The organism is Halovenus halobia (genome assembly GCF_051414135.1).
GTDB classification, from domain to species: Archaea; Halobacteriota; Halobacteria; order Halobacteriales; family Haloarculaceae; genus Halovenus; species Halovenus halobia.
This window is the reverse complement of the sequence record NZ_JBLKOA010000001.1, coordinates 1284553-1307995: the sequence shown is the minus strand read 5'-3', so window position 1 is coordinate 1307995 and position 23443 is coordinate 1284553. Positions and strand designations below refer to the sequence as shown.

Genomic DNA, 23443 nt, shown 5'->3' with positions numbered 1-23443 from the left:
GCACCATCTCTACTTGACGAATCTCGGCAAAGACGACTATAGCGCGCCCGATATCGCGCAGCTCTATCGGGCGCGCTGGGAGGTCGAACTGCTGTTCAAGGAGTTGAAGTCGCGGTTCGGCCTGGACGAAATCAACACGACCGACACCTACATCATCGAGGCGCTGATCATCATGGCGGCGATTTCGTTGATGATGAGTCGTGTAATCGTGGATGAATTACGGTCGCTTGAGGCAAGACAGCGAGAGGCCGAAGCCGCCGCAGACGCCGACGAGTCGGCGTCGCGGCTCCCTCGCCGTCGCTGTTCGCTAGCCGTTGAACGCCACGCTCATCTGATCCAGCTGTATCTCATGGTCGAGTTGGGCTACGAACTGCCGGATTTAGATGAGCTGCTGCTGTGGGCGTCACGAAATCCAAATCCACACAGAGATCGGTTACGTGAGCAGGTTGAACGAGGTGAGTTCGGCTTTGACCGCCACTAAACTAGAACGAATGGTACGCGGGCTTTGCTTCCAACTGGGACGTATTGTCGAAGTTTTTGCTAAGCAGCAGCTTGAGTACCTTCACACTCACCTGCGGGAAGAGTGCAGTCACCGCTCCCTGGACGAGCATCGCCGCTGCAGCAAACGTTCGCTTCTGTTTGTTGTCTATCACAGTGCTAGCTATGTGCCATGGCGTATTTAGTATTGTGAACCAGACCCTATATTCTGCTGTAATTTTTCCTGTCCAGCTTCCGCTGACAGGATTTGACCGATTTTGGCACGAATAATATTGTACATTACTTTCAACACCACCTTTATAGTAGTAGAGCCGTTACATAGAAGTATGAACCAAAATGTCGGTTCGACGGATAAGACGCTGAGAACGACAGCAGGTGCGATAGCCGGCCTTGTCTCGATTGGGATTCTGCTGAACGCACTTCCGCTTCCAGCGGCCCTCTCACCCGTGCTCGGCCTCGTTGCAATCATTATGCTCGCCACGGCAACGGTGGGGACCTGTCCGATCTATTCCCTGCTCGGTGTTGACTCCTGCCCACGCGACTCGCGTCCGTCCTAGAACAGTCGACACGGACTGCTCTTTTTGAACGTCGAAAGAATCGAACAGTCATTTCTGCACCGACTTGCAGTTCGCGTTCCGCATCCTGTGTTCACTTGTACCTAATTCCCTCACGGTGGGGTACGTAGAGCAACGACAGTTCCCAGTTACCGGGACACGTGACAGAAAACTCTCGAACGCGCTCAGTCCGCAACCGTGGCGGACCCATCGCGTGTCGTTCGTAGCGAGACGACCGAGCTATAGAGAATCGCGAGGGCGACAACGACTGCCGCGCCGATGACCATCACCAGCCCGACCATCTCGAGCACCGGACTGCCGAGATAGGAGCCAACTTCGCCGATGCCGACTGCGGTGGCTCCAGCTAGTAGCATTCCCCCAAAGTAGATCTTGATCCCATCAGCGTCGACCACAGCCGTCGCGGCAGAGCCAACCCGGGCACCGAGGGCGCTGCCGAACAAAAGCGGCACGACAATACCAAGATCGACCCCACCGCCCTGGCCGTAGAGGTAACTTCCGAGGCCGCCGGAGAACACAATCTCGAACAGGTCAGTCCCGACAGCCACCGGAACCGGGACGCCGATGGCGTAGATCATCGCGGGCATCCGGATGAACCCACCACCGACGCCGAGAAAGCCCGACAGGAGGCCGGTCGCGAAGGCGACGGTCGTAATAACCCACACGGAGACGCGAACGTCACCACGAAGCGTCACCATCGGTGGAATCCGGACCGTCTGCTGGATCGTCTTCGCAATGTCGGGAATCTCGTATTCGCTGAGGTCAGTGTCTGTGGCCTCGTGGTCAATCCCACCACCCCCGTCGCCGGTCATCGCGTCGCGGGTAACCATCGCTCCAACGCCGCCGAGCAACACGACGTAGGCGACGCTGATGATACCACCCGCGAGCCCGAGCGATTCGAGATAGTAGACGCTGGCGCGGCCGGCCTCGATGCCGATGGTCGTCCCGGTGATCATGATCACGCCGAGTTTGTAGTCGACCTGCCCGAGGTCGTGGTGTTTCAGCGTCGCGATGACCGCCGTACCGAAGACGAAAGCCATCCCACTCCCGACCGCGACCGGTGCGGGATACTCGAGCATCAACAGAGCGGGCGTGACCAGAAAGGACCCACCCATCCCGAAGAATCCGAACAGGATCCCAACAACGAGGCCGAAGCCGACAAACAGCGCGAGCATCTCTGGGCTCGATTCCAGCAGCCCTAGCCCGCCAAGGACGCTACTGACCATGTTCATCACCTCCGACGAGCAGCTTCATAACGCGGGGACCGAGAAGCCGTTCGAGTCCACCGTAAGTCACGTACAGAACGACTGCTTCCAGCAGAATCGTCCCGATAAGCACGGCAGTCTCTGGGTCCCACGACGGCAGCTCTAGTCCTGGCATCTATTCACCTGCTGATACGCGAGCACAGTAATTCGGAGTTGGCACATTTCTACTCAATATAGCCTACTCCATCCCCCAATATAACGGTTTTGGGACAATCATACAATACTATATCCCAGTAACCTCTCTGGGAGTACCGATAACTTATGGATACGAGATGGTGGTGGATAGTGCGGGGCTGGACCTGAGACTGTTGCAGATCGAGAACCGCGCGACAGGAAACAGATTCCTCGTCCCGCCGCCGCGGGCGGCCCGACTCAGACGAACGGCAACAACGCAGTCAGGCCGTAACCGAGGGCCAGCGCCAGGGCGAGCGACCCCACCCACGCGCCGACTGTCCTGAAAATCTTCTGAGAGTCGATCGCCTCGCCGCCACCGACGGCCGCCCCGCTTCCGATGATTGCGCTGACGACGATCTCGTTGAACGAGACTGGCACGCCCAGGAGGACGGCCAGTTGCGCAATGAGAAACGAGGGAACCAGCGCGGAAATCGAGCGACGAGGTCCGAGCGAGGAGTAGTCCTGCGAGAGTGACTTGATCATCCGCGGCGCACCCGTCCACGACCCGACGAGCATGCCCACACCACCACCGACGAGGATGGCGGACACAGGGACCATCCCCAGGTCACCGAGAAGCGGGAGCAGCGGGCCGACTGCGAGGCCAACCTGACTCCCGCCAGCCGAGAAGGCAACGAGCGAACCCAGAGCGAGGAGGACCCGTCGCAGACCGCCGCTCATGTCCTGTGAGATGTCCCACGAGACGATGAGAGTAATCGCCGCCGCAACGAACAGGGTGACGACGGCCGCCATCGCAACTCCCTCTATCCCCAGGAGTCGCCCAGCGAGGCCGACGAGCGACCCCATCGAATCGCCGGGACCGAGATAGGCAACGTTGACGTTAGCCAACACTGCACCGACGAGTCCTGCGAGGAGTGCAACGGTGTACCGTTCCGGAGCGTCGTCTCGCGGAAGAACACTCGCGATGCCGTACGCGAGGCCGCCCCCGACGATAGGCGTTAGCACCCAGACGGTACCGATCTGGAGATATTTCGGCCAGACTGGATCCCCGCCGAGAGCGAGGCCGACACCGATGACCGAGCCAGTAACGGTGAAGGCTGTGGCGATGGGATAGCCGGTCTTGATCCCGACAGCCATGAGTCCGGCACCGATTAGCAGGACAGTGATGACTCCTGTGGCTGGAAGACTCACGCCGCCGACGAGACCGCGACCGACGGCTTCAGAGACGTTCGCACCCTGGATAACCGCGCCGGCGAATCCGAAGATGCCGACGACGAAGGCAGCGCGCATCGTCGAGATGGCGTTGGCACCGACGGCGGGTGCAAAGGGAGTTGCGCCGCTGGACCCGGCACCGATAACCCACGCCATGAACAGACTGGCGAGACTCGCGATTACGAAGAGTGCAATTAGTGAAGGCTCCATTGGTGAAGAACAGCTCAGTCTGCCCGCGTTGCAGTCGCGCCGGAGTCGGCTGTCTGACTCCGCCAGTACCCCTGGATGTACGCGCCGACGAACATCCCAGCCAGCGCCCAGAGGATGGTGACGTTACCGACGCCGAGGCTGGCGTAAGCCGCTCCGGGACAGATACCCGACAGCCCCCAACCGACACCGAAGATGGCGCCACCGATTACGACGTTGCGGTCGAAGGGTTTCAGCCGTCGTTCGTACCGGTCGCCGGTCAGCGGCGCACCGTCACGAATCCGGGGCATCGCCGCAAAGGCAATCCCGGTAACGATGGCCGCCCCGAACATGACGAACACCAGCCCGAAGTCCTCGAACTGGAGGAAATTCAGCACCACCTCCGGCCGGGCCATCTGGCTGAATCCGAGACCGAACCCGAAGATGACGCCGCCGAACAGAATCAGCGGCACGAAAAGTGGGTGGCGGCGTTCGCTCACGTGTCGCCACCTCCGTTCGCTCCCGTCCGCGTGTTCCGAGACGCTCGGGGCTCGCAGATCATGGACTCACCCCAAGTGCTGCGACGAGCTGGGCAGTTCCGATTGCGACCAGGAGGAACGTCGCGACGCCGACGAGAGACGTCTTCGACGCTGACCCGACCCCGCAGACGCCGTGACCAGACGTGCAGCCTTTCCCAACTCTGGTTCCAATCCCGACGAGGACGCCACCAGCGAACAGCCGCCACGGCTGGACGTCGGTCGACCAGAATGTCATGCCACCGACCTCGTACAGTTGGCCGGTCGTTCCGGGCTCGTACAGTGCGGTCGTGACGAGCCCAGACTGGACCGTCACCGCGAACAGCGCCGCGCCGAGGATGATACCGAGCGTGAAGACGACCCGCCAGTCACGCGAACGAACGTACTGCTGAAACCGCGACTGGTCCGAGACGTACGACAGCGTCGATTCGAGGAACGTACTCGCTCCCGCCGAAATCCCAGTTCCGACGTAGATTACGACCGCTCCGAGACCGACCAGTAGCCCACCGACGGCGTACCGGCTAACGCCGTTCGGGAAGAGGTCGGCGGCCACCTGCAGGACGAGTGGATCAGCTACCATCGGTAGGTTAGTCTCCCGCGAGCGATTCCTGGCTCGCGGCGCAGTTGTTCGGACCGAGTTCGAGGGTAAAGGCCTCCTCGTCGTCGACAGTGTTCTGGCCGAGGTTCGTCGCGATTATCTCCTCGTAGTTGGCTGGCCGCGGCGGCATATCCGAGAGGATCAGGTCGACAAAGTCCTGTTCGGCCATCGTGAGTGCCTCCATCTCTTCGACGAGGTCACCGAGCGGCGCAGTATATGTGCCATCGTCGGCGGGTTCAGCAGCGTCGCTGAAGTGAGCACCGCCGACCAGCGTTGCGTCAGGGAGCGTCAGGACGCGCTCCTGCAGGGACTCGTAGAGCATGCGCGCTGCGTCGGGGGCGCCCTCGTCGCCTTCTTCGAGGTCCGGGCGCGCGACGCTCTCGATAAACAGCCCGTCGCCGGTCGCCAGCACGCTATCGTCGACGAGATAGGAGGTCATCCCAGTCGTGTGACCAGGCGTGTAGACGGTCTCGATGGTGGCGTTGCCAACCTCAAAGGTATCGCCGTCCGCGGCAGTCGTCAGCTCGTCCCGATAAGTGACGCCGCGGTCGACAGCAGCCTCGGGAATGACGCCTTCAACGCCGTTGTTGGCCAGTTCGCGGACTCCTGAGATGTGGTCGGCGTGGATGTGAGTGTCCAGTGCGTATTTCAGGTCGACGCCCAGTTCCGCAGCGTCGTCCAGATAGCGGTCGGTGAACGCACGGAGTGGGTCGATAATTGCGGCCTCGTCGCCGTCGGAGAGAAGATAGCCGAGACAGCCCGAAGAGGGTCGCTGGTACTGTAACAGTGTCCCCGAACCGTCGTATTCGGTGACCTCGACAGCCTCGTAGATGCTGGCCCAGCCGTTCATCCCGTCTTCGAGGTGATTCACGTCGTATCCGCGTTCTGCGAGCGTGCCCGCGACGTACTCGCTGGCCCCGCCTTTCGCACACAGGACGGTCACTTTGCGGTCGTCGGGAATAGAATCGAGAACAGCGTCATCGATCTCCTCGTCGAGGAACTGGAAATACGGGACGTTTATCGACGTCACCGCCTCGCCGTCGATGTGCCACTTCTCGTATTCCGACTGCATTCGGACGTCGAGAAGCGTGAGTTCCTCGTTGGCGTCGAGACGACCTTTCAGCGTGTCCGGTGCAACTGGCTCGACTTCAACGTCAGGTGTCGGAAAATCTTCCGGGTTCATATTGTACACTCATTAGTACCGACCGGACGTACAAAAGGATTTGCATAGAAATGCACTATTCTTACAAGATAACTGGCCGCATATTTCAGCCTAACCAGAGAAACAACTATTTTGAGCCATCAGATGGCTGTTGTACAGGAGCCAGGATTGTACAGTAGTTCGGTTTAACCACAAGGATCAACATTCTTTTAACCACAGAGTCGGTATTGTGCGATAGCTCCAAGACAGATCAACGGAGCGTATAACCAATGAGTACGGAATTCAACGTTACGGAGACGCTCGACGTGAAAGGTGCATCGTGTCCCATGCCGGTCGTAAACACGAAGTCTGCAATCGACGACTTAGCCGAGGGCGACATCCTCGAAGTACTGGCAACTGACCCGGGAAGTATGAGTGATATCGACGGCTGGGCCGCGGGAACCCAGGGCGTCGAACTCGTCGACCAGGAGGAAGGCACCGACGTGTACAAACACTACGTCCGCAAGACGGAGTGACGATGAGCACTGATACACCGGACACACCAGCCGACGACGTGCCCTCGCGTGCGGAGTTAGCCGCACGCGTCGACGAACTCGAAGGTGCACTGGCCGAAGCCACGGCCGAGGACGACAACAAGAAGATGAGTATCATCGCGACGAAGGGCACGCTGGATATGGCTTACCCGCCGCTGATTCTCGCCAGCACCGCCGCCGCGTTCGGCTACGATGTGACAGTCTTTCATACGTTCTGGGGACTGGACATCCTGCACGAAGAGCGCTCGAAAAACCTCAAACTCAGCTCCGTTGGTAACCCCAGTATGCCCGTGCCCAACGCCATCGCGGCACTGCCCGGCATGGACCGCGTGACGACGAAGATGATGGAGCGGAAAATCGACGACAACGATACTGCAACGATCCAAGAGCTTCTGGAAACGAGCCTCGATATGGGCGTCGAATTCCAGGCCTGCCAGATGACTATCGACCTGATGGGATACGACGAGGAGGAATTCTACGACGGCGTCACGACTGGCGTCGGCGCAGCGACTGCCCTCCAGGATATGGCTGACGTCGATATCCAACTGCTCGTCTGATTCAGTCACACGAGTCGAACTCACTCCCGGATCAGTGGGTCCTCACCGGGGCGGAACCTGCAACGAACGAGTCGCACGCTATTTTCTGCGCGTCACGGACTAGCGAGGTCAACGGACTCTCTGTTGGTATAGAAGTTGGCTAGAAACGAATGCGGAATCCGGCGGTATCCTCACTCCCACTCGGAGTCGAGCGCGTCGAGCAGTTGGTCGATCTCTGCTCTGGCGGTGACCGCATGGACCGAGGCACGAATGGCCTTCGGTGTCGGCAACGCGCGGACGACAATTCTCGCGGAAGCGAGCCGCTGGACCGTCGCTTCGGGGTCAGCAACAGCGATTGTTACGAGCCCCGATTCGGGCCTTGCGGGACTGTGAAGTCGCTCGTCAGGGACGCCAGCGGCGAGTCGTCCAGTCAGTTGTCGAATCCGCTCCGCAATCTGGTCGACACCGATTTCGTCAATCACGTCGATCGCCTCGGCCAAGGCGACGTGTGGGGCTGGATTCGACGACCCAACCTCGAATCGCCGAGCGCCAGCCGCGAACTCGTAGGGCTCTGCAGTCGGTGTCTCGACACTCCGGTAGCCGACTGTTCTGGGCGCGAGAGAGTTGGCGACATCGCGGTCGACGTACAGAAAGCCCCCACCCCACAGCCCCAGCAGCCACTTGTGACCCGCTGCCGCGACGGCGTCTGCGCCCCACGCACCGACATCTATCGGGAGTTGTCCAGGCACCTGTACGGCGTCGACGAGCGCCAGCGCGCCGGCCTCGTGAGCAATATCGACGAGTTCGGTCACGGGGAGCTGTGTGCCGTGGGTCCACGTCACCGCGCTGAAACACACCAATCGTGCACCCTTGACGGCGTCGGCGAACTCCTCGGGGTCGACACGACCGGCCTCGGTTTCGACGACACGAACGTTGACACCCTCCGCCTGGAGTCGCTGCCACGGGAGCGTACCAGCGGGGTGTTCGAGGTCAGTTCGAACGACGGTATCGCCGGGGCGCCAGTCGATCGCGTTCGCGATGGCATTGATGCCCGCTGTGGTGCTCTCGGTGAGTGCAATCTCGTCGGCGTCTGCACCGACGAAGTCGGCAACGCGGGTTCGCACCCGGTCGTAGGCGTCAAACGCGACATCGTACGGGTCGTTCTGTGCGGTCGTATCGTACTCGTGGGTTCGGACGAAATCGTCTGCGGCCTCGACGACGTAGCGCGGACTCGGACCGTGTGCGCCGAAGTTCAGGTAACTGCCCTCGCTCAGCGCAGGCGTATCGGCGCGAAGTTCTCGTAGTTTCATCGATACTCCTCCAGTGGTTACTCGCTGTGGTCGGCAATCAGGTCCCGGAGCGACTGCTCGGACTGTGCACCCTTACGCTGTTTCACCGGCCTGCCGTCCGCGAACAACACGAACGTCGGCGTACTCTGTGCGCCGTATTCGATCGCGGTTTCGAGATGTGACTCGACATCGACTGTGAGGACCGTCGCCTCAGTGCCGGCGGCAATCCGTTCGAGGGTCGGTTGCATCTGCTGACAGGAGCCACACCACTCCGTGTAAAACTCTACGAGTGCGACCTCCTCATCTCCGACTGCCGTCTCGATGTCGCCGTCACCGAGCGAAACCACACCAGCGCCGTCTGTCTTTTGTGCTGTCATTGGTCGAGATACGCGCCGAGTAGTTAATAGACTTGTGAATATTGTACAATACAAAGAGGGTACTACTCCTCAGCGTGACTGCGGCCAATCGCGCCCGCGAGCGCCAGCAGGTAGCCGAACCCGTACTGAACGTCCGGGTCGCGTAGGTTGCGAACCAGGCCGACTGCACCGACCTGTTCGGCGGGTTCTCGCTGTGCTTCGCCGACCCCCGCGAGCAGTGTCTCGAGGCCCTCGCGGGTGTCGTCGTCCGCTGCGGTCTGGGCGACCTCTCCGAGGGCGGCGCCGGTGCCAGCCAACGAGGTGACCATCTCGTCGTCGAGCGCGGCAGTCGCCAGCGACCCGACTTCGGCGAGTTCGGCCAGTTCGTCGAGTGTGCCGCTTCGCTGGAGCGCAAGCACCGTTTCGAGCGCGTCCCGAAGTTCGTCGCCGTGCTCGCCGACCGTTTCGGCCAGCGCAACCGTCTCGTCAGTTGCGAGGCCGTCTGCGGATTCGGCGAGCGTCGATCCGGTCGCCGAGAGGTCGCGGACCATCTCGTCGTCGAGGGCACTCTCGCCCAGCGAGAGCACGTCGAGCAGTTCGTTGACGGCGTCGAGACGTTCGACGAACTCCGCAACTGCCTCTGGATTCTGCTCGATGGCGGTTTCGAGGTCAGCCTGACCGGAGTGTTCTCTTTCGGCCATGGTCAGAGCAACCCCCGTGCAGTGAGCCAGTAGGATTCGTTGTAGGCCAGTTTCGACCAGTGGAGTTTCTCCGAGGGCGGCGCTGGCGACGGCGGATTCTCGTAGTCGAACTCGACGAACGACGCCGCGTCCATCCCCGTCTCGATGAAACACAGTGTCTTGCCGTCGTAGCTCGCTGTCGCTGGCCGACCGCGGATCTCGCTGGCGAGACGCTGGCCGACGACACCGGCCTGGTAGTGGGCAACGCTGCCTGCGTTTGGGACGCCGGTGTCAGCAGTGTCACCGAGTGCGTAGACGTTGTCGGCCGCGTCGGCTTCGAGCGTCCGCTTGTCGACATCGACCCAGCCGTCGTCGCCGAGACCAGCCTCTTCGATCAGGTCGACGCCAGCGTGAGGTGGGATCGTGACGAGGAGGTCATAGTCAAGTTCGGTCCCCTCCATCGAGGTGATTGTCTGCGCTTCGGGGCCGATTTCGTCGGCGTTGAAGAAGGTCTCGACGCTGATATCGCGGTCGTCCATAAGCGGGCGGGCCCACTCGGCGATGTGGGGGTTTCCGTGGACCCGCTGGATCGGGTATGTGTACGTGATCTCGATATCATCGCGGAGGCCGCGCTCGCGGAACCAGTCGTCGGCCATGAAGACAAATTCTAGCGGTGCTGCCGGGCACATATGGGGTGAGCCGATGACACTCAACACGAGGTGGCCGTCGGTGAACTCCAGGAGATTCTCTCGGAGGGCAATCGAGCCGGACTCGCTGTAGTAGTCGTGTCCCCCCTCGGGAAGTCCCGGAATCTGTTCGGGTGCCAGCGTCGAGCCAGTAGCAAGCACGAGGTGGTCGTACTCGACAGACCGGGCGCGGTCGCGAAACCGAAGTCGTTGGTCGTCGGTGTCGATGTCGGTCACACGGTCGATCCAGAGGTCCACGTCATCGTCGACCAGCTCGGCCAACGGGCGTCGACCATCGTCCGGTTCGCGCTGGCCGAAGGGCACGTATAGCCAGACCGGCTTGTAGACGTGGTCGGGGCCGTCATTGACCAGTGTGACGCGAACGTTTCCGGCGTCGAGCTCTGGTTCGAGACGGTCGGCAAGGTCATTCGCGAGGACGGTACCGCCGGTCCCGCCACCGAGGATGACGATGTGTTCGGTCATGCTTTCTCCACGTAGAACTCGATGTGGCTGTCGAGTTCTTCAACCGCGAGCAGTTCGTTTCCTGCCTCCTCGGCCCACTCCGGAACGTCGGTGAGCGACTGCTCGTTGTCGCTCAGGAGCCGAATCACAGCACCGGAGTTGGCGTTGCGGATCTGTCCGATGAGGTCCATCAGCGGACCCGGGCAGGCTGCGCCGCGAGCGTCGACCGTCTCGTCAGGTTCGATATCAGTCATGGCAATCTCACAACTAGTCGTACGGCCGGGGAGTATTAATATTGTACTACTATTCCAATACTATGAAAACGTTTGATGAGCTACCGAACAGCCAAATTCAGGGCGTACGCCGATTACCGGTCAAGAAGTGAGTTCCACGCGACCGGGACCTGCGTGTAGACGGCCGCATTGTCGACGAGCGCTTCGGCGGGGATGTACTCGTCTGGCGCATGGACGGTATCAGTTCCGAGTGCGAACTCGACGGTTGGAATGCCAGCGTTGCGGAGCGTCTTGGCGTCGCCGCCACCCGTTGCGCTCCGACGAAAGATTGGCTGGCCTGTGGTCGCCTCTGCCGTCGACGTGACAGCCTCAACGAGTGGACTGTTGGGCTTTTCTGCGGTCCCGACGCTCCAGGAGACGTCGGCAATTGTGATACCCTCACAGTCGTCGACACAGGCCCGGATCTCCGAGAGTATGTCAGCTGTTTGGACGCCCGCAGTCAGTCGGATATCGACCTCGGCGCGAGCAGACTGCGGAACGCTATTGACCGCCTCGCCGCCCTCCAGCACGCCGAGGTTGATAGACGGGTATCGAAACAGGTCACTGGCAACGTTTTCGCCCATCGATGGGGTGTAATACTCGACGGAGTCGTCGATAACTGATTCTAGCGTTGGGTCGATATCGAGCCGCTTCGTGCCGAACCGTTCACGGAGGATTCTGACGGCGTCGTAGAGCCGGTCGATCGCATTGACACCGAGGACTGGGCGTGACCCATGGGCGCTCTCCCCAGTTGCTTCGAGCGTCAACCAGATGCTGCCGCGGTCGGCAACTGTCACAGAATGTCGGCCCGTTACACAGGTTTGCTCGCCGATTAGGCAGGCGTCGGCGTCGAGATGTCCAGCTGTCATGAGCGCGGGCAAGCCAGCGTCACCGGCAACTTCCTCGTCGCTCACAAGTGCAACGAGGAGGGTGACGGGCGGCTGGGTGGATGTCGCGGCGAAGGCCTGGATCGCAAACAGCATCGACGCGACTGCGCCTTTCATATCAGTTGCACCGCGGCCGTACACGAGCCCATCGACGTGCTCGCCGAGCGGGTCGCGCGTCCACGCGTCTCTGTCGAACGGCACAGTATCGAGGTGACCGTTGTACAGCAGAGTTCTGTCTGATTTGCCCGGAAGACGAACGAGGAGATTCGGCTTGGCCGGGTCGGCCACGAACCGCTCGGTCTCGACAGGGCTGGGACCGAGAAACCGCTCGACCTCCGCGACGATATCACGTGTGTCACCGGGCGGATTTGACGTGTCGACCACAAGCAAGTCCAGAGCCAGTTCGATGAGCTCCTCGCGGTTCTCACGAACGTATTCGACTGGCGTGGGCTCGCTCATGACTCGCCAAGTTTGCCGTCGAGGACTTTTGCTGCCGTGAGAACAGGGTCCCAGACGGGACTGAACGGCGGCGCGTAGGCCAAGTCTGAGTCGCGAAGTTCGGAGACCGTCAGGCCTGCTGTGAGTGCCATCGCAATCGTGTCGATCCGCTTTGCCCCCTCTCGACCCACGACTGTCCCGCCCAGTACCAGCTCGGACTCGCAGTCGGCCAGCAACGTGACGGTGAGTTCCTCCCCGTCGGGGTAGTAATGCGCCCGCGACGGTGCCGATATCGAGACCGATACCGGGTCGAACCCGACCGCTCGCGCGCGCTCTTCGTCGACGATTCCAGTTCTGGCAGCACCGAGCTCGAAGGCTTTGACGATAGCTGTCCCGGCGGTTCCGCCGACAGGCTCCGGGTCGCCGGTGACGGTCTGGCCGATTGCCCGGCCTGCGCGGTTTGCAGTCAGCGCGAGCGGAACGTGAGCCGGTTCGCCGGTGACGACGTGTCGGGCCTCAGCGCAGTCACCCGCCGCGTAGACGTTCTCGTAGTTCGTCCTCCCGTATTCGTCGGTGGCGATAGCACCGGTGTCCCCCAGTTCGATTCCTGCCTGAGCTGCAAGACCTGTGTTCGGCGTTACGCCCACGCCAACGATTGCGATGTCGGCCGCGTGTGCGTTGTCTTCGAGAACAACATGTTCCACGGCCTCTCTGCCGTCGAACCCCGAAACTGCGGTATCGAGATGGAGGTCAACACCCTGTGTTTGCAGGTGCTCCTCGACGACGTCCGCGAGCGTGTCGCCGAACGGCTGAAGCACGTGCGGCAGTGTTTCGTAGAGAGAAACGTCCAGCCCTCGTTCCGACAGTGCCTCGGCCATCTCGATTCCGACGTACCCACCGCCGACGATTGCCGCAGAATCGGGCGAGTACTCGGTAACGTAGTCCTCGATAGCCTCGGCTTCGGGTAAGTCATGAATAGTGAACACGCCGTCGAGACCCAGCCCGTCGAATGGTGGTTCGACTGCGGTTGCTCCTGTCCCAACGAGGAGGTGGTCGTAGGACTGCTCGACCCTCTCACTGCCCCCCTCCACAGTGACAGTTTCGGCCCCGGGGTTGATCTCGACGACTTCGTGGCCGGTTCGCAGGTCGATGTCGCGTTCATCGCGGAACTGCTCGGGCGTGACAGTGACCAGATCCGACAGATTCTCGACCGCTCCTTTGACGTAGTACGGCATCCCACAGGCGGCGTAGGATACCCACTCGCCCTTCTCGAAGACGATTACGTCCATCTCCGGGTTCTCCCGCTTTGCCTTACTCGCGGCACTCATCCCTGCAGCATCACCGCCAACGATCACAAAGGTGTCGCTCATATGTGGGAGTAAGAGCGACAGGTGCAAAAGTATTTCGTGAATACTACAATACTATGCACAAACGCGTGAGTTTCGGGAGAGTTCAGGTATGTTGCTCGACAACAGAGCGGAGTTGTTCTTCGCTCTGCATTCCGACCAGTCGTTCAACCGGCTGTCCGTTGTCGAACAGCAGTAGCGTCGGAACGCCACGAACGCCGTATTCGGCGGCAAGGGGCTGATTTGCGTCAATGTCGATTTTTCCCACGGTTGCCTCGGTCTCGGAAGCGATCGTCTCGACAACGGGTTCAAGCATCTGACACGGTCCACACCAGTCGGCGTAGAAGTCAACGAGAACGGTGTCGAACTCGTCTGTTAGTTCGGTCAGTTCTGCCCCACCACTGATTGAAACCGGCTCTGGAAGGCTCTGTGAATCGGACTGCTCTGCGGTTCCAGCCTCTGCTTGGTTACGAAGCTCCGCTAATTTCTGCCGCTTAATCGCTTCAATCTCGTCTGACATCAGTTCACTGTTGGAGCCGTGGAAACTTATCTGTTTTGTGTGTATTGCACAATATTGTTCTGGTCAAGAACACCTCACAGAGAGTGAGAGCCGACGCTGTCGACGTGTGCGGTAAGGTTGTCGTCAGCGTCCGGGCGGAAACCTCCGAAATCACAGGGGGTATCGTTACCGTTCTCGGCACCATCTACGGACGGACAGAAAGCCTGTCAGTCGTGACCCTCACCCATGGCCTCCTAAATTCAATCTGGACTGGAATGGCACTGATAGCACGCTTGTGAGGGGTCTACTCAGTAGTTATTGCCAGTTGCTGCTGAAATCACCGCTGCTGCACTCGCGCGTTCTCGTCAGTAGCGTCGGATTGACGACTCTGAGCCCTGTCACAACTGACGTGCTGCATACAGAGTATCCATCTAGCGACTGAGTGCCCATCATATTGGACCTCACCCCAGATATCAGCATTGCAGAAGAAACGTCTGCGGCGACAGATCTACTGAAAAGCGCCCGTGGGCTGAATCGTACCCCTACGCCGGAGTAATCACGTCTGGTCCATCTGACCGGGACTCAATCGTATTTCCACATTCGGGGCATTCGTAGGCGAGATAGGTAGCGTGGACATGGAGTATCCAGTCTCCGTTGATTCGACTTTCGTGTGTACACTTCGGACAGTAGAGCGTTGCCTTCTCAGGCAGCCGGCGCTCAGCGTGGTTATTGGAGGGAACCATTCAATACTTTACAATGCGAATATGTATAAGGGTGCTGGTCGCCCTCTGATCGGTCATCCCTGCAAAACACGAATTCACGACGTTCCGGTACAGAGCACAGTATTTGTAACCTATTATTACTCGGTTGTCCAAGGGTTATTAGTCGGCTGTGGAATCCACGAACGGTGTGTCAATTGGGGGGAGACAACAGACGAGGCCACGAGGAAGGGGTCGCGAGATGCGGCGTCAGGATTCGCGCCACTTGTGGCCGCACTCGACGCAGGTGAACAGCCGAACCTCGTAGGAGCCGCCCGGCTTTGGCAGCATCTCGGAGGAGGCCCGGTCGCTGTTGCAGTTCTCGGCCGGACAGGACACCTCCATCGTCTCGGCGGCGTCCTGTGTCGCGTCGGCCACATCGGGTGCCCCCTCGTCCTGCTGTCCATCCTGAATTGCCATCGCCGCTTCCGCTTGTGAGTCCCGTTGCTCCTCGTTCTCACAGGAGCGACAGACCCACGTGTCTTCCTCCGTGTGCATCATCGAACCGCACTCGTCACAGAATTGCATATACCGTAGCCATGCACGGTTGTCAGATATATGTGTTAGCTTCCAGTCCGCCGTGGATATCAGCCAGCAGTTGGCCCGCTCGACATCGAGCAACTGGTTGCGGAGCACTCGGCCCAGATGGTGAGTTTTGGAGAGTGACTGGTGGGACACTCGTACGCTGAAAGGAAAGTAACGAACGCTTACTCCTGTAGCCGCTGCGTGCGCTCGACAAGTGGGTGGTGGGCGTAGTCGACGGCGTCGATATCGTCAACAGTTTCGAGGTTCTCTTTCCGGGCGGTTTCGGCCATCCCGAGTTCGACCGGGGCTTCAATTTCGATGACGTAGGCGTCCATCTCGTCGATACCGAGTTGGCTGGCGGCCTTCACGCGGTGGTGGCCGTCGGCGAGCAACAGTTCCGTGGGCGTGTCGATGATGACCAGCGGCTCGGCAAGCCCTCGCTGGAGTTCGTACCGACGGCCTTCGAGTTCGTCGGCGTAGACCTTTCCCTGAGTGGGTGTGAGTTCCGAGATAACGACGTTACGGCGACTTTCGGTGGCGTCGATATCGTGGATATTTTCCAGCGTCTTGACGAGTTTGTTCACCTTGTCGGGCGTTGCACGTTCGATCTGGCTGCGGATCACGTCGGAGTTGGAGATGATGCCGACGAGATTCCCGGCGTCGTCGACGACAGGGAGACGACGAATCCCAGAGCGGAGGATCACCCGGGCGGCGTCGTTGAGTTTCATATCAGGGTGGGCAACGAGCAGGTCCGTCGACATAACTTTGAAAATTGGCTCGCTCTCGTCTTCGAGCAGTAGGTCACGTGCGCTGATGAACCCCTCAACGTGACGGCCATCACAGACCGGGTACCCGCTGTGGTTGTCGCTCTGTGCGATCCGTTCCGCCACGTCACGGACCGTATCTTCGGGCGCGACCGTCGCAACGTCCTGCGTCATATAATCTCGGACGGTCGGTTTCTCTTGGTCTGCCATTACCCTCCCTGAGGGGCGGGGGGCCGAAAAGCCTCTCGTCTGTCAGCTACGACTCCTCGGTGCTATCTGTCGAGGACTGCTCGTCGCTCACCTCGGGGTCTGCGCCCAGATACTCCGCGTCGATTTCGGATTCAGTCGCGTAGGGACTCTCCGCGACAGAGCTCATCTCGGCGTTGATGACATCCAGAAATCGTGCAGTAACCATCTCTTCGACGATTTTCACGAGGGAATCGCTCTGCTCGACATCGCCGAGCACGCCGAGTTCGAGCTGTGCGCCAGCCATATCGACGTGGCCACCTGCGCTGCCGATCTGTCCGAACGCGTCCCGCAACGCCTCACCGAGGTCGATATCCGTGCCGCGGGCTCGTGCCGAGACGAATATCGTCCCGTCTTTGATCCCGTAGACCAGGACCGTCGTGACGGCTTCCATGTTCAGGAGTCTGTCGGCGGCCTGTGCCAGCGCGTCGCGTTCAGCAAGCTCACCAACACAGGTCATCAGCACCGGCCCTTCGACCCGGCGGTTGCTGATCGCGTCGGCAATCGTCTCGAAGGTCCGGGGGCTGATGCTCGGCGACTCGATCCGGTCGAGCATCCCGAAATCGACCTCAGGGACGAGTCGTGCCGCCGCGGCGAAATCCTCCTGTGCAACTTCTCGCGAGAATCCGTCCGTATCGATGTGGATGCCGAACAGCAGGGCCGTGGCAGTTCCGGCGTCGAAGGGGATGTTGAACCGGTCGAGATAATCAACGAGGAGCGTACTGGTTGCGCCGACGCTGCTCCGAAGGTCGACAAACTGTGCGTCGACTGGTGACCGCGGCGGGTGGTGGTCGATGACGATATCGACAGCCACGTCGGCGGGAAGTTGGTCGTTAACACTCGGCCGTGAGTGGTCAACCAGGGCAATTCCGTCAAACTCCGCGAGGTCATCGTCAGAGTCGAGATTGCGAAGGTCCATCTCCAGCACGTTGACAAACGCGCGGTTTTCCTGATGAGTAATCTCTCCGTAATAGCAGACGTCGACCGTACAGCCAGCGGCGCGAGCGATTCGCCCGAGTGCCAGCGCGCTGGCAAGTGCGTCTGGGTCAGGGTTGTCGTGTGTCACGACCGCCAGATGCTCGATGTCACGGAGAATACGCTGAAGCTGTCGCATTCGCTGGCCACGGCCACCAACCCGGGCGGAAACGTGTTCAGCAACGCCTTCACGGGGGTCGACGACGCGGTCTGCGAGCGAGCGAATCTGGTCGCGTTCGTCTCCAGCCGCGGCTGACCAGCCGGTGTAACTGACCAGATAGGCCTCAGGAAAGACAGCCCCGATAGCCTCAGAGACCTGAACGTTTCGTGCTCGGTCCTCGAAGAAGACGCCGACGATATCGGGCCGGTCGAGCCGAGTGAGTTCGTCGCGCTCGATTCGGTCGAACTCGGCGACTGAGACGCCGCGCTGCTGCAGCGAGTCTGCGAGCGCAACGTCGTCCGTGCCCACCTGCAATGTGCCTGGCTGCTCGGAGACTGATTGGGCAACAGTTTCCAGAAGCGAGCCGTCGCCCAGAAGCAGCCGCTGTGTCATACTAGCAGTTGTGGCCGACCGACTAAAACATCCAGCGGTCCGTCGTTACTTGAGTCGTTCCTGCAAGAACGACGGATGAGCCGCGCTGACGCCGTCGAGTTCCATGATTTCGTCGTTGATAATTTCGCCGAGTGCGTCCCCGTCGGAGGCGCGAATCTCGGCCATCAGCGTGTGGTCGCCACTCGAGGTGTACAGCGATTCGATGGCGGTGAGCTCCTTGAGCTGTCGCGTTACCTCGACGTACTGCTCGCTCTCGACGTCGACACCGACGATGGCAATCGACTGCCCAGAGAGTTTCTTTGGGTCGACATCGGCAGAGTACCCGACAATCACGCCCTCCTCTTCGAGTTTCTGGATGTACTTGCGAACGGTCGGCTTCGAGACATCCGCCCGCTCGGCAATCTCCGCGTACGATGCCTGGGCGTCTTCCTCCAGAACCGACAGAATACGTTGTTCCGTAGCCTCTGCACTCATGTACTACTCTTTACCACCACCAAAAAAATATCTTCCGAATCCGTAAAGCGAAATTCACCCGGACAAACTGTGGCGCTCAGGTGTGTCGACCCAGCAGTTCGTCGGCCGACCGGTCCCACGCGGCGTCGTCGTCGAAGTACCGCTCAGCCAGCGGTTCGGCGGGCATCTCGCCGGTTTTGCGTTTCTCCTCACCGTAGGAGAGCCGGTTGTCGTCACGGTAGAACCGGCCGGTCAGCACCTCGCCCTCGTAGAGGCGGTTTTCGGCTTCGTACATCATGTCGGCGGCTTCCCGCCGGTCAGTCACGTCGAAGTCGAACTCGTCGTCCTGCTGGATGTCGGTGTAGGGGACGTACTCCTTGGCGTCCTTGTTCCAGGTTGGACACTGGGTGAGGAAATCGATGTGGGCAAAGCCGTCGTGTTCGATTGCCTCGACGAGAATCTCTTGGGCCTGTCGTGGGTTCGTCGCCGCCGTTCGGGCGATGAAGGAAGCACCAGAGGCCAGCGAGAGCGTCAGCGGTCGGACCGGGTCCTTTGCGCTGCCACTTGGCTGCGTTTTCGATTTGTGGCCTTTCGGACTCGTCGGTGAGGTTTGCCCCTTCGTCAGCCCGAAGATTTCGTTGTTGAAGACGATGTAGGTCATATCGTGGTTCTCGCGGGCAGTGTGCATGAAGTGGTTCCCACCGATGCCGTAGCCGTCACCATCACCGCCTGCTGCGACGACTTCGAGACCGGGATTGGTGAGTTTTGCCGCCCGTGCGACCGGCAGCGACCGCCCGTGAATGGCGTGATAGCCGTAGCTCTCGAAGTAGCTGGAGAGTTTGCCCGAGCAACCGATTCCAGTCACGAGCAGCGTCTCCTCCGGAGTGCGGCCAACTTCCGGCATCGCCCCCTTCAGCGCCTTCAGGACGGCGAAGTCACCGCAACCCGGGCACCACGTCGGTTGTGGCTCGACTGCGGGCGTGAAGTCCTCTTTCTCTGCCTGTTCTTCCGTGTCGATGGCTGTGAATGCTGACATCTCAATCACCAGTTGCCGGTTCGAGTCGCATGTTCCCCTCCGGCTGGGTACCGCTGTTCATCTCCTCGAACCCGCTCACGATTTCGTGGGGCTCGAACGGTTCGCCGTCGTATTTCAGCAGGCTGGTCAGTTTCGGCCCGAACCGGCCGAGTTCCTTCTGTGTCAGCCCGCGGAACTGTGCGGTAGCGTTCATCTCGACCACCAGACACTCCTCGACGCTTTCGAGGAAGGCCGTCACCTCAGTCTTCGGGTAGGGCATCAGGTCGCTCACGCCAAGTGCTTTCACCGACTCGCCGCGGGCGTTGAGTCGGTCGACAGCCTCGAAGACCGTGTCCTGCTGGCTCCCCCAGACGAGGATCGCTCGGTCTGCGTCTGCAGGGCCGTGGTAGGTCTGGTGGGACGAATCCATCTCGTCGAGGTCCTCCCGAATCGAACTGAGTTTGCGCATCCGGCGGTCCATCTGTGCCACGCGGTTGTCCGGTGACTCGGAGATATGTCCGACCTCCATCGACTCGTTGCCGGTCACAAGATGGCGACCGCCTTTCTGGCCCGGGATCGACCGCGGATTCGAGCCATCTTCGACGTCGTGGCGATAGCGCTGGAACTTCCCGGCGGCGTCGTGGGCTGCGTCGGCGAGTTCGTCCTCGCTGAGTACGCCGTCCATTCCGGCCGTGGCCTCGCGGTCGAAAAAGTCAGTGGGCACAGTCCGGAGTTCACCCTGAATCTTCTGGTCGTAGACCACAATTGCCGGGAGGTTGTAGCCGTAGGCCATCTCGAAGGCCTTGCGCGTCTGGTCGTAGGCTTCCCGGACGTTTGCCGGCGCGAACACGACCCGACAGGAGTCGCCCTGACTCGTGTAGAGCACGTGTTCGAGGTCGGCCTGCTCGGGTTTGGTCGGCATACCTGTCGACGGGCCGGCCCGCATTGCCTCGACGAGGACCACCGGCGTTTCTGTCATCTCGGCCAGCCCAAGCGGTTCGCTCATCAGCGCAAACCCGCCACCAGACGAGCCAGACATGGCCTTCGCACCAGCGTGTGAGGCACCCAGCGCGAGCGATGCGGCCGCAATCTCGTCTTCGACCTGTTCAGAAATGCCGCCGAAATGCGGCAGGTTCTGGGACATAATCGTGAACACGTCCGTCCACGGAGTCATCGGATAGCCGGCGATGAACCGACAACCTTCGTCGAGTGCGCCGTAAGCGATGGCGTTCGAGCCGCTGAGCATCGCCATCTCGCTGTCGTGTTCGCCCGAGGGTGCTCGCAGGTCGTGGGTGATGTCGAACTCCCGGCCCCGCTCGTAGGCGCGGTCGAGAATATCGAGATTCTGGTCGCGCGTCTCCCCGGTCATCGCCTCGGTGATGAGCTCCTCGAAGTAGCTCGTGTCCATATCCAGCAGCGCCGCCGTGATACCGATGCCAGCGGTGTTTCGCATCACCTCGCGGCCGTGTTCACGGGCGAGTGCCCGCAGGTCAATCGGGTAGACGTGCCAGTCGTTTTCCTCGGCGCGCTCCTCGAGTCCAATCTCGGCGACGTCGTCCTCGTCGATGAGCCCGGTATCGTAGACGATGACACCCCCCTCGTTGAGGTCGTCGAGATGCTCGGTCAGCGGCTTCAGTTCCTCTTTGCCGTAGTAGGCGTCCTCACTTGGGTTGCGCGCGAAGCTGTCGCCAAGCGAGAGCAGGAAGTTGAAGCCGTCGCCCCGGGAGCGCACCCGCTGTTCACCCGCCCGCACCTCGACGTAGGTGTGGCCGCCGCGAATCCGGGACGGATAATGACGGTGCGTGAAGATGTGCAGTCCCGAGCGCATCAACGCCTTGGCGAAGTTCTGGCTTGTCGAGTCGATGCCGTCACCCGACCCCCCCGCAATCCGCCACATCAACGTCTCGGTCATAGAGACCACCTCTCAATCCATGTACACAGCATATATAGACTGTATCGGCCTCGTGACTAAAGCCTTGCTACAAAATAACATTCAACATGGTTAATCACCACAAATAAACAGCGAAATACCCCCACCATCAGTTGCAGAGTGAAAGAAAACAGGTGCTAATGTACACAATCGTTCAGGAAGAATCGGAACTGGGTGGTGAGGCGGGAATCGCCGAGAGCCGACGTATAAGAAAACAGATGTTATCGCGGCGCCTGGCTGTAGATCAGATTGCGCTGGATAGGGTTTGCGCCCTCGTAGATGACCGGGACACGGACGTCACGGTAGACACGGGAGATGCGGTTTTCTTCGAGCACGGAGCGGCCGCCGTACAGTTGCATACCTCGCTCGGCGCACTCGGTGGCAGCCTCGGTGGCTGTCGCCTTCGAGAGTGCGGCCCAGTAGCCGGCGTTGTCGTGGTTTTCGACCTTCTCGACGGCCCGCCACGACAGCGCACGGGCAGACTCGAACTCCATACGCATGTCTGCGAGGTCGTGTTGGACAGACTGGAACTCGTCGATGGTCCGGCCGAATGCCTCGCGGTCGTGAACGAACGAGGAGGCTTCCTCGATGGCCGCAGCAGCGAGACCGAGGCCGTGGCCGGCAACGACTGCCCGACCCTTGTTGAAGAAATCAGCAATCATATAGAATCCCTGGCCTTCCTCGCCGATGATGTGGTCCTCGGGGATGCGGCAGTTATCCAGGGTGATGTGGGCCTGCTTCGAGGCGCGGTAACACATCTTCTCGGGGATGTGCTCGGCGTGATAGCCAGGCGCGTCCGTCGGGACAATAAACAGCGAAAAGTTGCCGTAGCGGTTGTCTTCGTCGTCTCCAGTTCGGGCGTAGATAGTCAGCCAGTCTCCCTCGACACCGTTGCCGACCCAGTATTTCTCACCGTTCAGCACCCACTCGTCGCCGTCTTTCTCGGCGGCAGTCTGCATCCCGGCCATGTCGCTGCCGGTATCGGGTTCGGAGACGCCGAGTCCGGAGCGCATCTCGTTTTCGGCAATCGGGCGGAGATAGCTCTCTTTCTGTTCTTCGGTGCCGTACATCTCCACGAGGTCGGTGCCGAAGTCGGGCAGTTGCAGTGATAGTCCAATCCCTGCGTCGGCCCTGTAGAACTCCTCGGCAAGCGCCAGCGTCTCGGCGAGCGAAAAGCCACGGCCACCGTATTCCTCGCTAATTCCCTGTCCGACCAGTCCGGCTTCCTCGCCTTTCTGGATGATTTCTTCGGGGTAGTCGCCGCTCTCGAAGTACTCCGCTGCGTTTGGCTCGATATGTTCCTCGGCAAACTCACGCGCTTCCTGTTTAACCGCTCGTGCGTGCTCGGGGACAATACTCTCTTCTAACAAATCCATGCAAAATGACTACGGGATCAACCGGTATAAATGGCAGACCTACAAGGTTTGGGACGTCGCTTACACTTCGATTTCTTGCATCAGGCTCACGAGTTCGTCGAGTTCAGGGAAGGTGTAGACTTTGACGTTGATATCGGATTCGAGTGCGTGGACTCGCGAGTCGAACATCAGTGCCATCTCGTCGTCTCGGTTGCCAACGAGTTCGTTGACCATCCCACTGCCGGGGCCGTAGGTAAACGTCGGCGTCGACATATCGATTGTCGTGTTCAGGACGTTTGCCCAGCCATCGATAAAGCCGGAGGTCATGATGTTGCCAATCTCCTGAATGGCCGACCGCTCCATATCAGTGAAGCCGTCGGTCGCCTCGCCGCCGTCGCCCATGTCGCCCATCATCCCGTGGGCGAGTTTCTTCGCGTCTTCGGCGTTGAACAGGAATAGAATATGACCGTAGGGACGTTCAGTCATCTCGATGCTGATGCCAATCTGTTTCTCGTCACCGACGTGAGCCTGAATGTCGGGGATATCGATGAAGTTGATTTTCGTAATCTCCATCTCCGTTTCCATCCCGGTCATCTGGCTGAGATGGTCTGCAACCGTGTTGCCGCCCTGCTTGGCCATCTTGTTGAACAACCCCAGCTTCCGAATATCGATCATCAAACTCATGAATGACGTTGTCACTCTGTTCCCGCCGGACATACATATA

General features: G+C 60.3%; 27 protein-coding genes. 4 read left to right on the top strand and 23 right to left on the bottom strand.

Annotated features, from left to right (window positions below; genetic code table 11):
• Together ACMGFM_RS06975 and ACMGFM_RS06970 are read left to right on the top strand one after the other, a co-directional pair.
• Positions 1 to 481: transposase (locus tag ACMGFM_RS06975; protein WP_436901721.1), on the top strand; the 481-nt coding region annotated here is incomplete at its 5' end.
• 343 nt (positions 482 to 824) lie between these two features.
• Entirely contained in the window at positions 825 to 1055 is a 231-nt protein-coding gene (locus tag ACMGFM_RS06970; RefSeq protein WP_436901720.1) for a YgaP family membrane protein, read from the top strand.
• A 182-nt stretch (positions 1056 to 1237) separates the two neighbouring features.
• Here ACMGFM_RS06970 and ACMGFM_RS06965 read toward each other — a convergent pair whose 3' ends face one another.
• From ACMGFM_RS06965 to ACMGFM_RS06940, 6 genes are all read right to left on the bottom strand, one after another.
• Positions 1238 to 2296 carry a sulfite exporter TauE/SafE family protein gene (locus ACMGFM_RS06965; RefSeq protein WP_436901719.1) on the bottom strand — a complete coding sequence of 353 codons (1059 nt, stop codon included), beginning with the start codon at positions 2294 to 2296 and terminating at the stop codon, positions 1238 to 1240.
• Positions 2286 to 2450, bottom strand: coding sequence for a DUF7512 family protein (locus ACMGFM_RS06960; protein WP_436901718.1), 165 nt, complete (start codon positions 2448 to 2450; stop codon positions 2286 to 2288). Before ACMGFM_RS06960 ends, ACMGFM_RS06965 begins: the two co-directional genes overlap by 11 nt.
• Before the next feature lie 257 nt (positions 2451 to 2707).
• Positions 2708 to 3889, bottom strand: coding sequence for an inorganic phosphate transporter (locus ACMGFM_RS06955; RefSeq protein ID WP_436901717.1), 1182 nt, complete (start codon positions 3887 to 3889; stop codon positions 2708 to 2710).
• Positions 3890 to 3903: 14 nt separating this feature from the next.
• Positions 3904 to 4365: a YeeE/YedE family protein gene (locus tag ACMGFM_RS06950; RefSeq protein ID WP_436901716.1), complete on the bottom strand. Its 462-nt coding sequence runs from the start codon at positions 4363 to 4365 to the stop codon at positions 3904 to 3906.
• A 58-nt stretch (positions 4366 to 4423) separates the two neighbouring features.
• Complete coding sequence (locus ACMGFM_RS06945) at positions 4424 to 4981, bottom strand: YeeE/YedE family protein (RefSeq protein WP_436901715.1); 558 nt, start codon at positions 4979 to 4981, stop codon at positions 4424 to 4426.
• A 7-nt stretch (positions 4982 to 4988) separates the two neighbouring features.
• Positions 4989 to 6182: an MBL fold metallo-hydrolase gene (locus ACMGFM_RS06940; RefSeq protein WP_436901714.1), complete on the bottom strand. Its 1194-nt coding sequence runs from the start codon at positions 6180 to 6182 to the stop codon at positions 4989 to 4991.
• 248 nt (positions 6183 to 6430) lie between these two features.
• Between ACMGFM_RS06940 and ACMGFM_RS06935 the strand changes: the two genes are divergently transcribed.
• On the top strand, positions 6431 to 6676 hold the full coding sequence (locus ACMGFM_RS06935) for a sulfurtransferase TusA family protein (RefSeq protein ID WP_436901713.1): 246 nt from the start codon (positions 6431 to 6433) through the stop codon (positions 6674 to 6676).
• 2 nt (positions 6677 to 6678) lie between these two features.
• Positions 6679 to 7251 (top strand): DsrE/DsrF/DrsH-like family protein, encoded by a 573-nt coding sequence (locus ACMGFM_RS06930; RefSeq protein WP_436901712.1) that lies wholly within the window; start codon positions 6679 to 6681, stop codon positions 7249 to 7251.
• Positions 7252 to 7421: 170 nt separating this feature from the next.
• Here ACMGFM_RS06930 and ACMGFM_RS06925 read toward each other — a convergent pair whose 3' ends face one another.
• The 17 genes from ACMGFM_RS06925 to ACMGFM_RS06850 all read right to left on the bottom strand — a co-directional run bounded on the left by ACMGFM_RS06925 (position 7422) and on the right by ACMGFM_RS06850 (position 23403).
• Positions 7422 to 8540, bottom strand: coding sequence for an aminotransferase class V-fold PLP-dependent enzyme (locus ACMGFM_RS06925; RefSeq protein ID WP_436901711.1), 1119 nt, complete (start codon positions 8538 to 8540; stop codon positions 7422 to 7424).
• Positions 8541 to 8557: 17 nt separating this feature from the next.
• Complete coding sequence (locus ACMGFM_RS06920; protein WP_436901710.1) at positions 8558 to 8896, bottom strand: thioredoxin family protein; 339 nt, start codon at positions 8894 to 8896, stop codon at positions 8558 to 8560.
• A 62-nt stretch (positions 8897 to 8958) separates the two neighbouring features.
• Entirely contained in the window at positions 8959 to 9576 is a 618-nt protein-coding gene (locus tag ACMGFM_RS06915; RefSeq protein ID WP_436901709.1) for a helical membrane plugin domain-containing protein, read from the bottom strand.
• Between the two features lie 2 nt (positions 9577 to 9578).
• Positions 9579 to 10724 carry an NAD(P)/FAD-dependent oxidoreductase gene (locus tag ACMGFM_RS06910; protein ID WP_436901708.1) on the bottom strand — a complete coding sequence of 382 codons (1146 nt, stop codon included), beginning with the start codon at positions 10722 to 10724 and terminating at the stop codon, positions 9579 to 9581.
• Complete coding sequence (locus ACMGFM_RS06905) at positions 10721 to 10957, bottom strand: sulfurtransferase TusA family protein (protein ID WP_436901707.1); 237 nt, start codon at positions 10955 to 10957, stop codon at positions 10721 to 10723. Before ACMGFM_RS06905 ends, ACMGFM_RS06910 begins: the two co-directional genes overlap by 4 nt.
• A 113-nt stretch (positions 10958 to 11070) precedes the next feature.
• Positions 11071 to 12321, bottom strand: a complete 1251-nt coding sequence (locus ACMGFM_RS06900) for a M20 family metallopeptidase (protein ID WP_436901706.1) — start codon at positions 12319 to 12321, stop codon at positions 11071 to 11073.
• Positions 12318 to 13670, bottom strand: a complete 1353-nt coding sequence (locus ACMGFM_RS06895; protein ID WP_436901705.1) for an FAD-dependent oxidoreductase — start codon at positions 13668 to 13670, stop codon at positions 12318 to 12320. The genes ACMGFM_RS06900 and ACMGFM_RS06895 overlap by 4 nt, the downstream gene beginning before the upstream one ends.
• Positions 13671 to 13752: 82 nt before the next feature.
• Positions 13753 to 14166 (bottom strand): thioredoxin, encoded by a 414-nt coding sequence (gene trxA / locus ACMGFM_RS06890; protein WP_436901704.1) that lies wholly within the window; start codon positions 14164 to 14166, stop codon positions 13753 to 13755.
• A gap of 521 nt (positions 14167 to 14687) precedes the next feature.
• Positions 14688 to 14888: a DUF8106 domain-containing protein gene (locus tag ACMGFM_RS16645; protein WP_495849253.1), complete on the bottom strand. Its 201-nt coding sequence runs from the start codon at positions 14886 to 14888 to the stop codon at positions 14688 to 14690.
• Between the two features lie 225 nt (positions 14889 to 15113).
• On the bottom strand, positions 15114 to 15431 hold the full coding sequence (locus ACMGFM_RS06885) for an RPA12/RPB9/RPC11 RNA polymerase family protein (protein WP_436901703.1): 318 nt from the start codon (positions 15429 to 15431) through the stop codon (positions 15114 to 15116).
• 179 nt (positions 15432 to 15610) lie between these two features.
• Positions 15611 to 16402: a CBS domain-containing protein gene (locus tag ACMGFM_RS06880; RefSeq protein WP_436901702.1), complete on the bottom strand. Its 792-nt coding sequence runs from the start codon at positions 16400 to 16402 to the stop codon at positions 15611 to 15613.
• A gap of 46 nt (positions 16403 to 16448) precedes the next feature.
• The gene (locus tag ACMGFM_RS06875) at positions 16449 to 17966 is read right to left on the bottom strand and encodes a DHH family phosphoesterase (RefSeq protein WP_436901701.1); all 1518 of its coding nucleotides are present in this window, start codon (positions 17964 to 17966) and stop codon (positions 16449 to 16451) included.
• 45 nt (positions 17967 to 18011) lie between these two features.
• Complete coding sequence (lrpA1, locus tag ACMGFM_RS06870) at positions 18012 to 18440, bottom strand: HTH-type transcriptional regulator LrpA1 (protein WP_436901700.1); 429 nt, start codon at positions 18438 to 18440, stop codon at positions 18012 to 18014.
• A 76-nt stretch (positions 18441 to 18516) separates the two neighbouring features.
• Positions 18517 to 19455 (bottom strand): thiamine pyrophosphate-dependent enzyme, encoded by a 939-nt coding sequence (locus ACMGFM_RS06865; protein ID WP_436901699.1) that lies wholly within the window; start codon positions 19453 to 19455, stop codon positions 18517 to 18519.
• 1 nt (position 19456) lies between these two features.
• Positions 19457 to 21346, bottom strand: coding sequence for a 2-oxoacid:acceptor oxidoreductase subunit alpha (locus ACMGFM_RS06860; RefSeq protein ID WP_436901698.1), 1890 nt, complete (start codon positions 21344 to 21346; stop codon positions 19457 to 19459).
• A gap of 239 nt (positions 21347 to 21585) precedes the next feature.
• Positions 21586 to 22740, bottom strand: a complete 1155-nt coding sequence (locus ACMGFM_RS06855) for an acyl-CoA dehydrogenase family protein (protein WP_436901697.1) — start codon at positions 22738 to 22740, stop codon at positions 21586 to 21588.
• A 60-nt stretch (positions 22741 to 22800) separates the two neighbouring features.
• Positions 22801 to 23403: a chemotaxis protein CheC gene (locus ACMGFM_RS06850; protein ID WP_436901696.1), complete on the bottom strand. Its 603-nt coding sequence runs from the start codon at positions 23401 to 23403 to the stop codon at positions 22801 to 22803.
• Between the last annotated feature and the right edge of the window lie 40 nt (positions 23404 to 23443).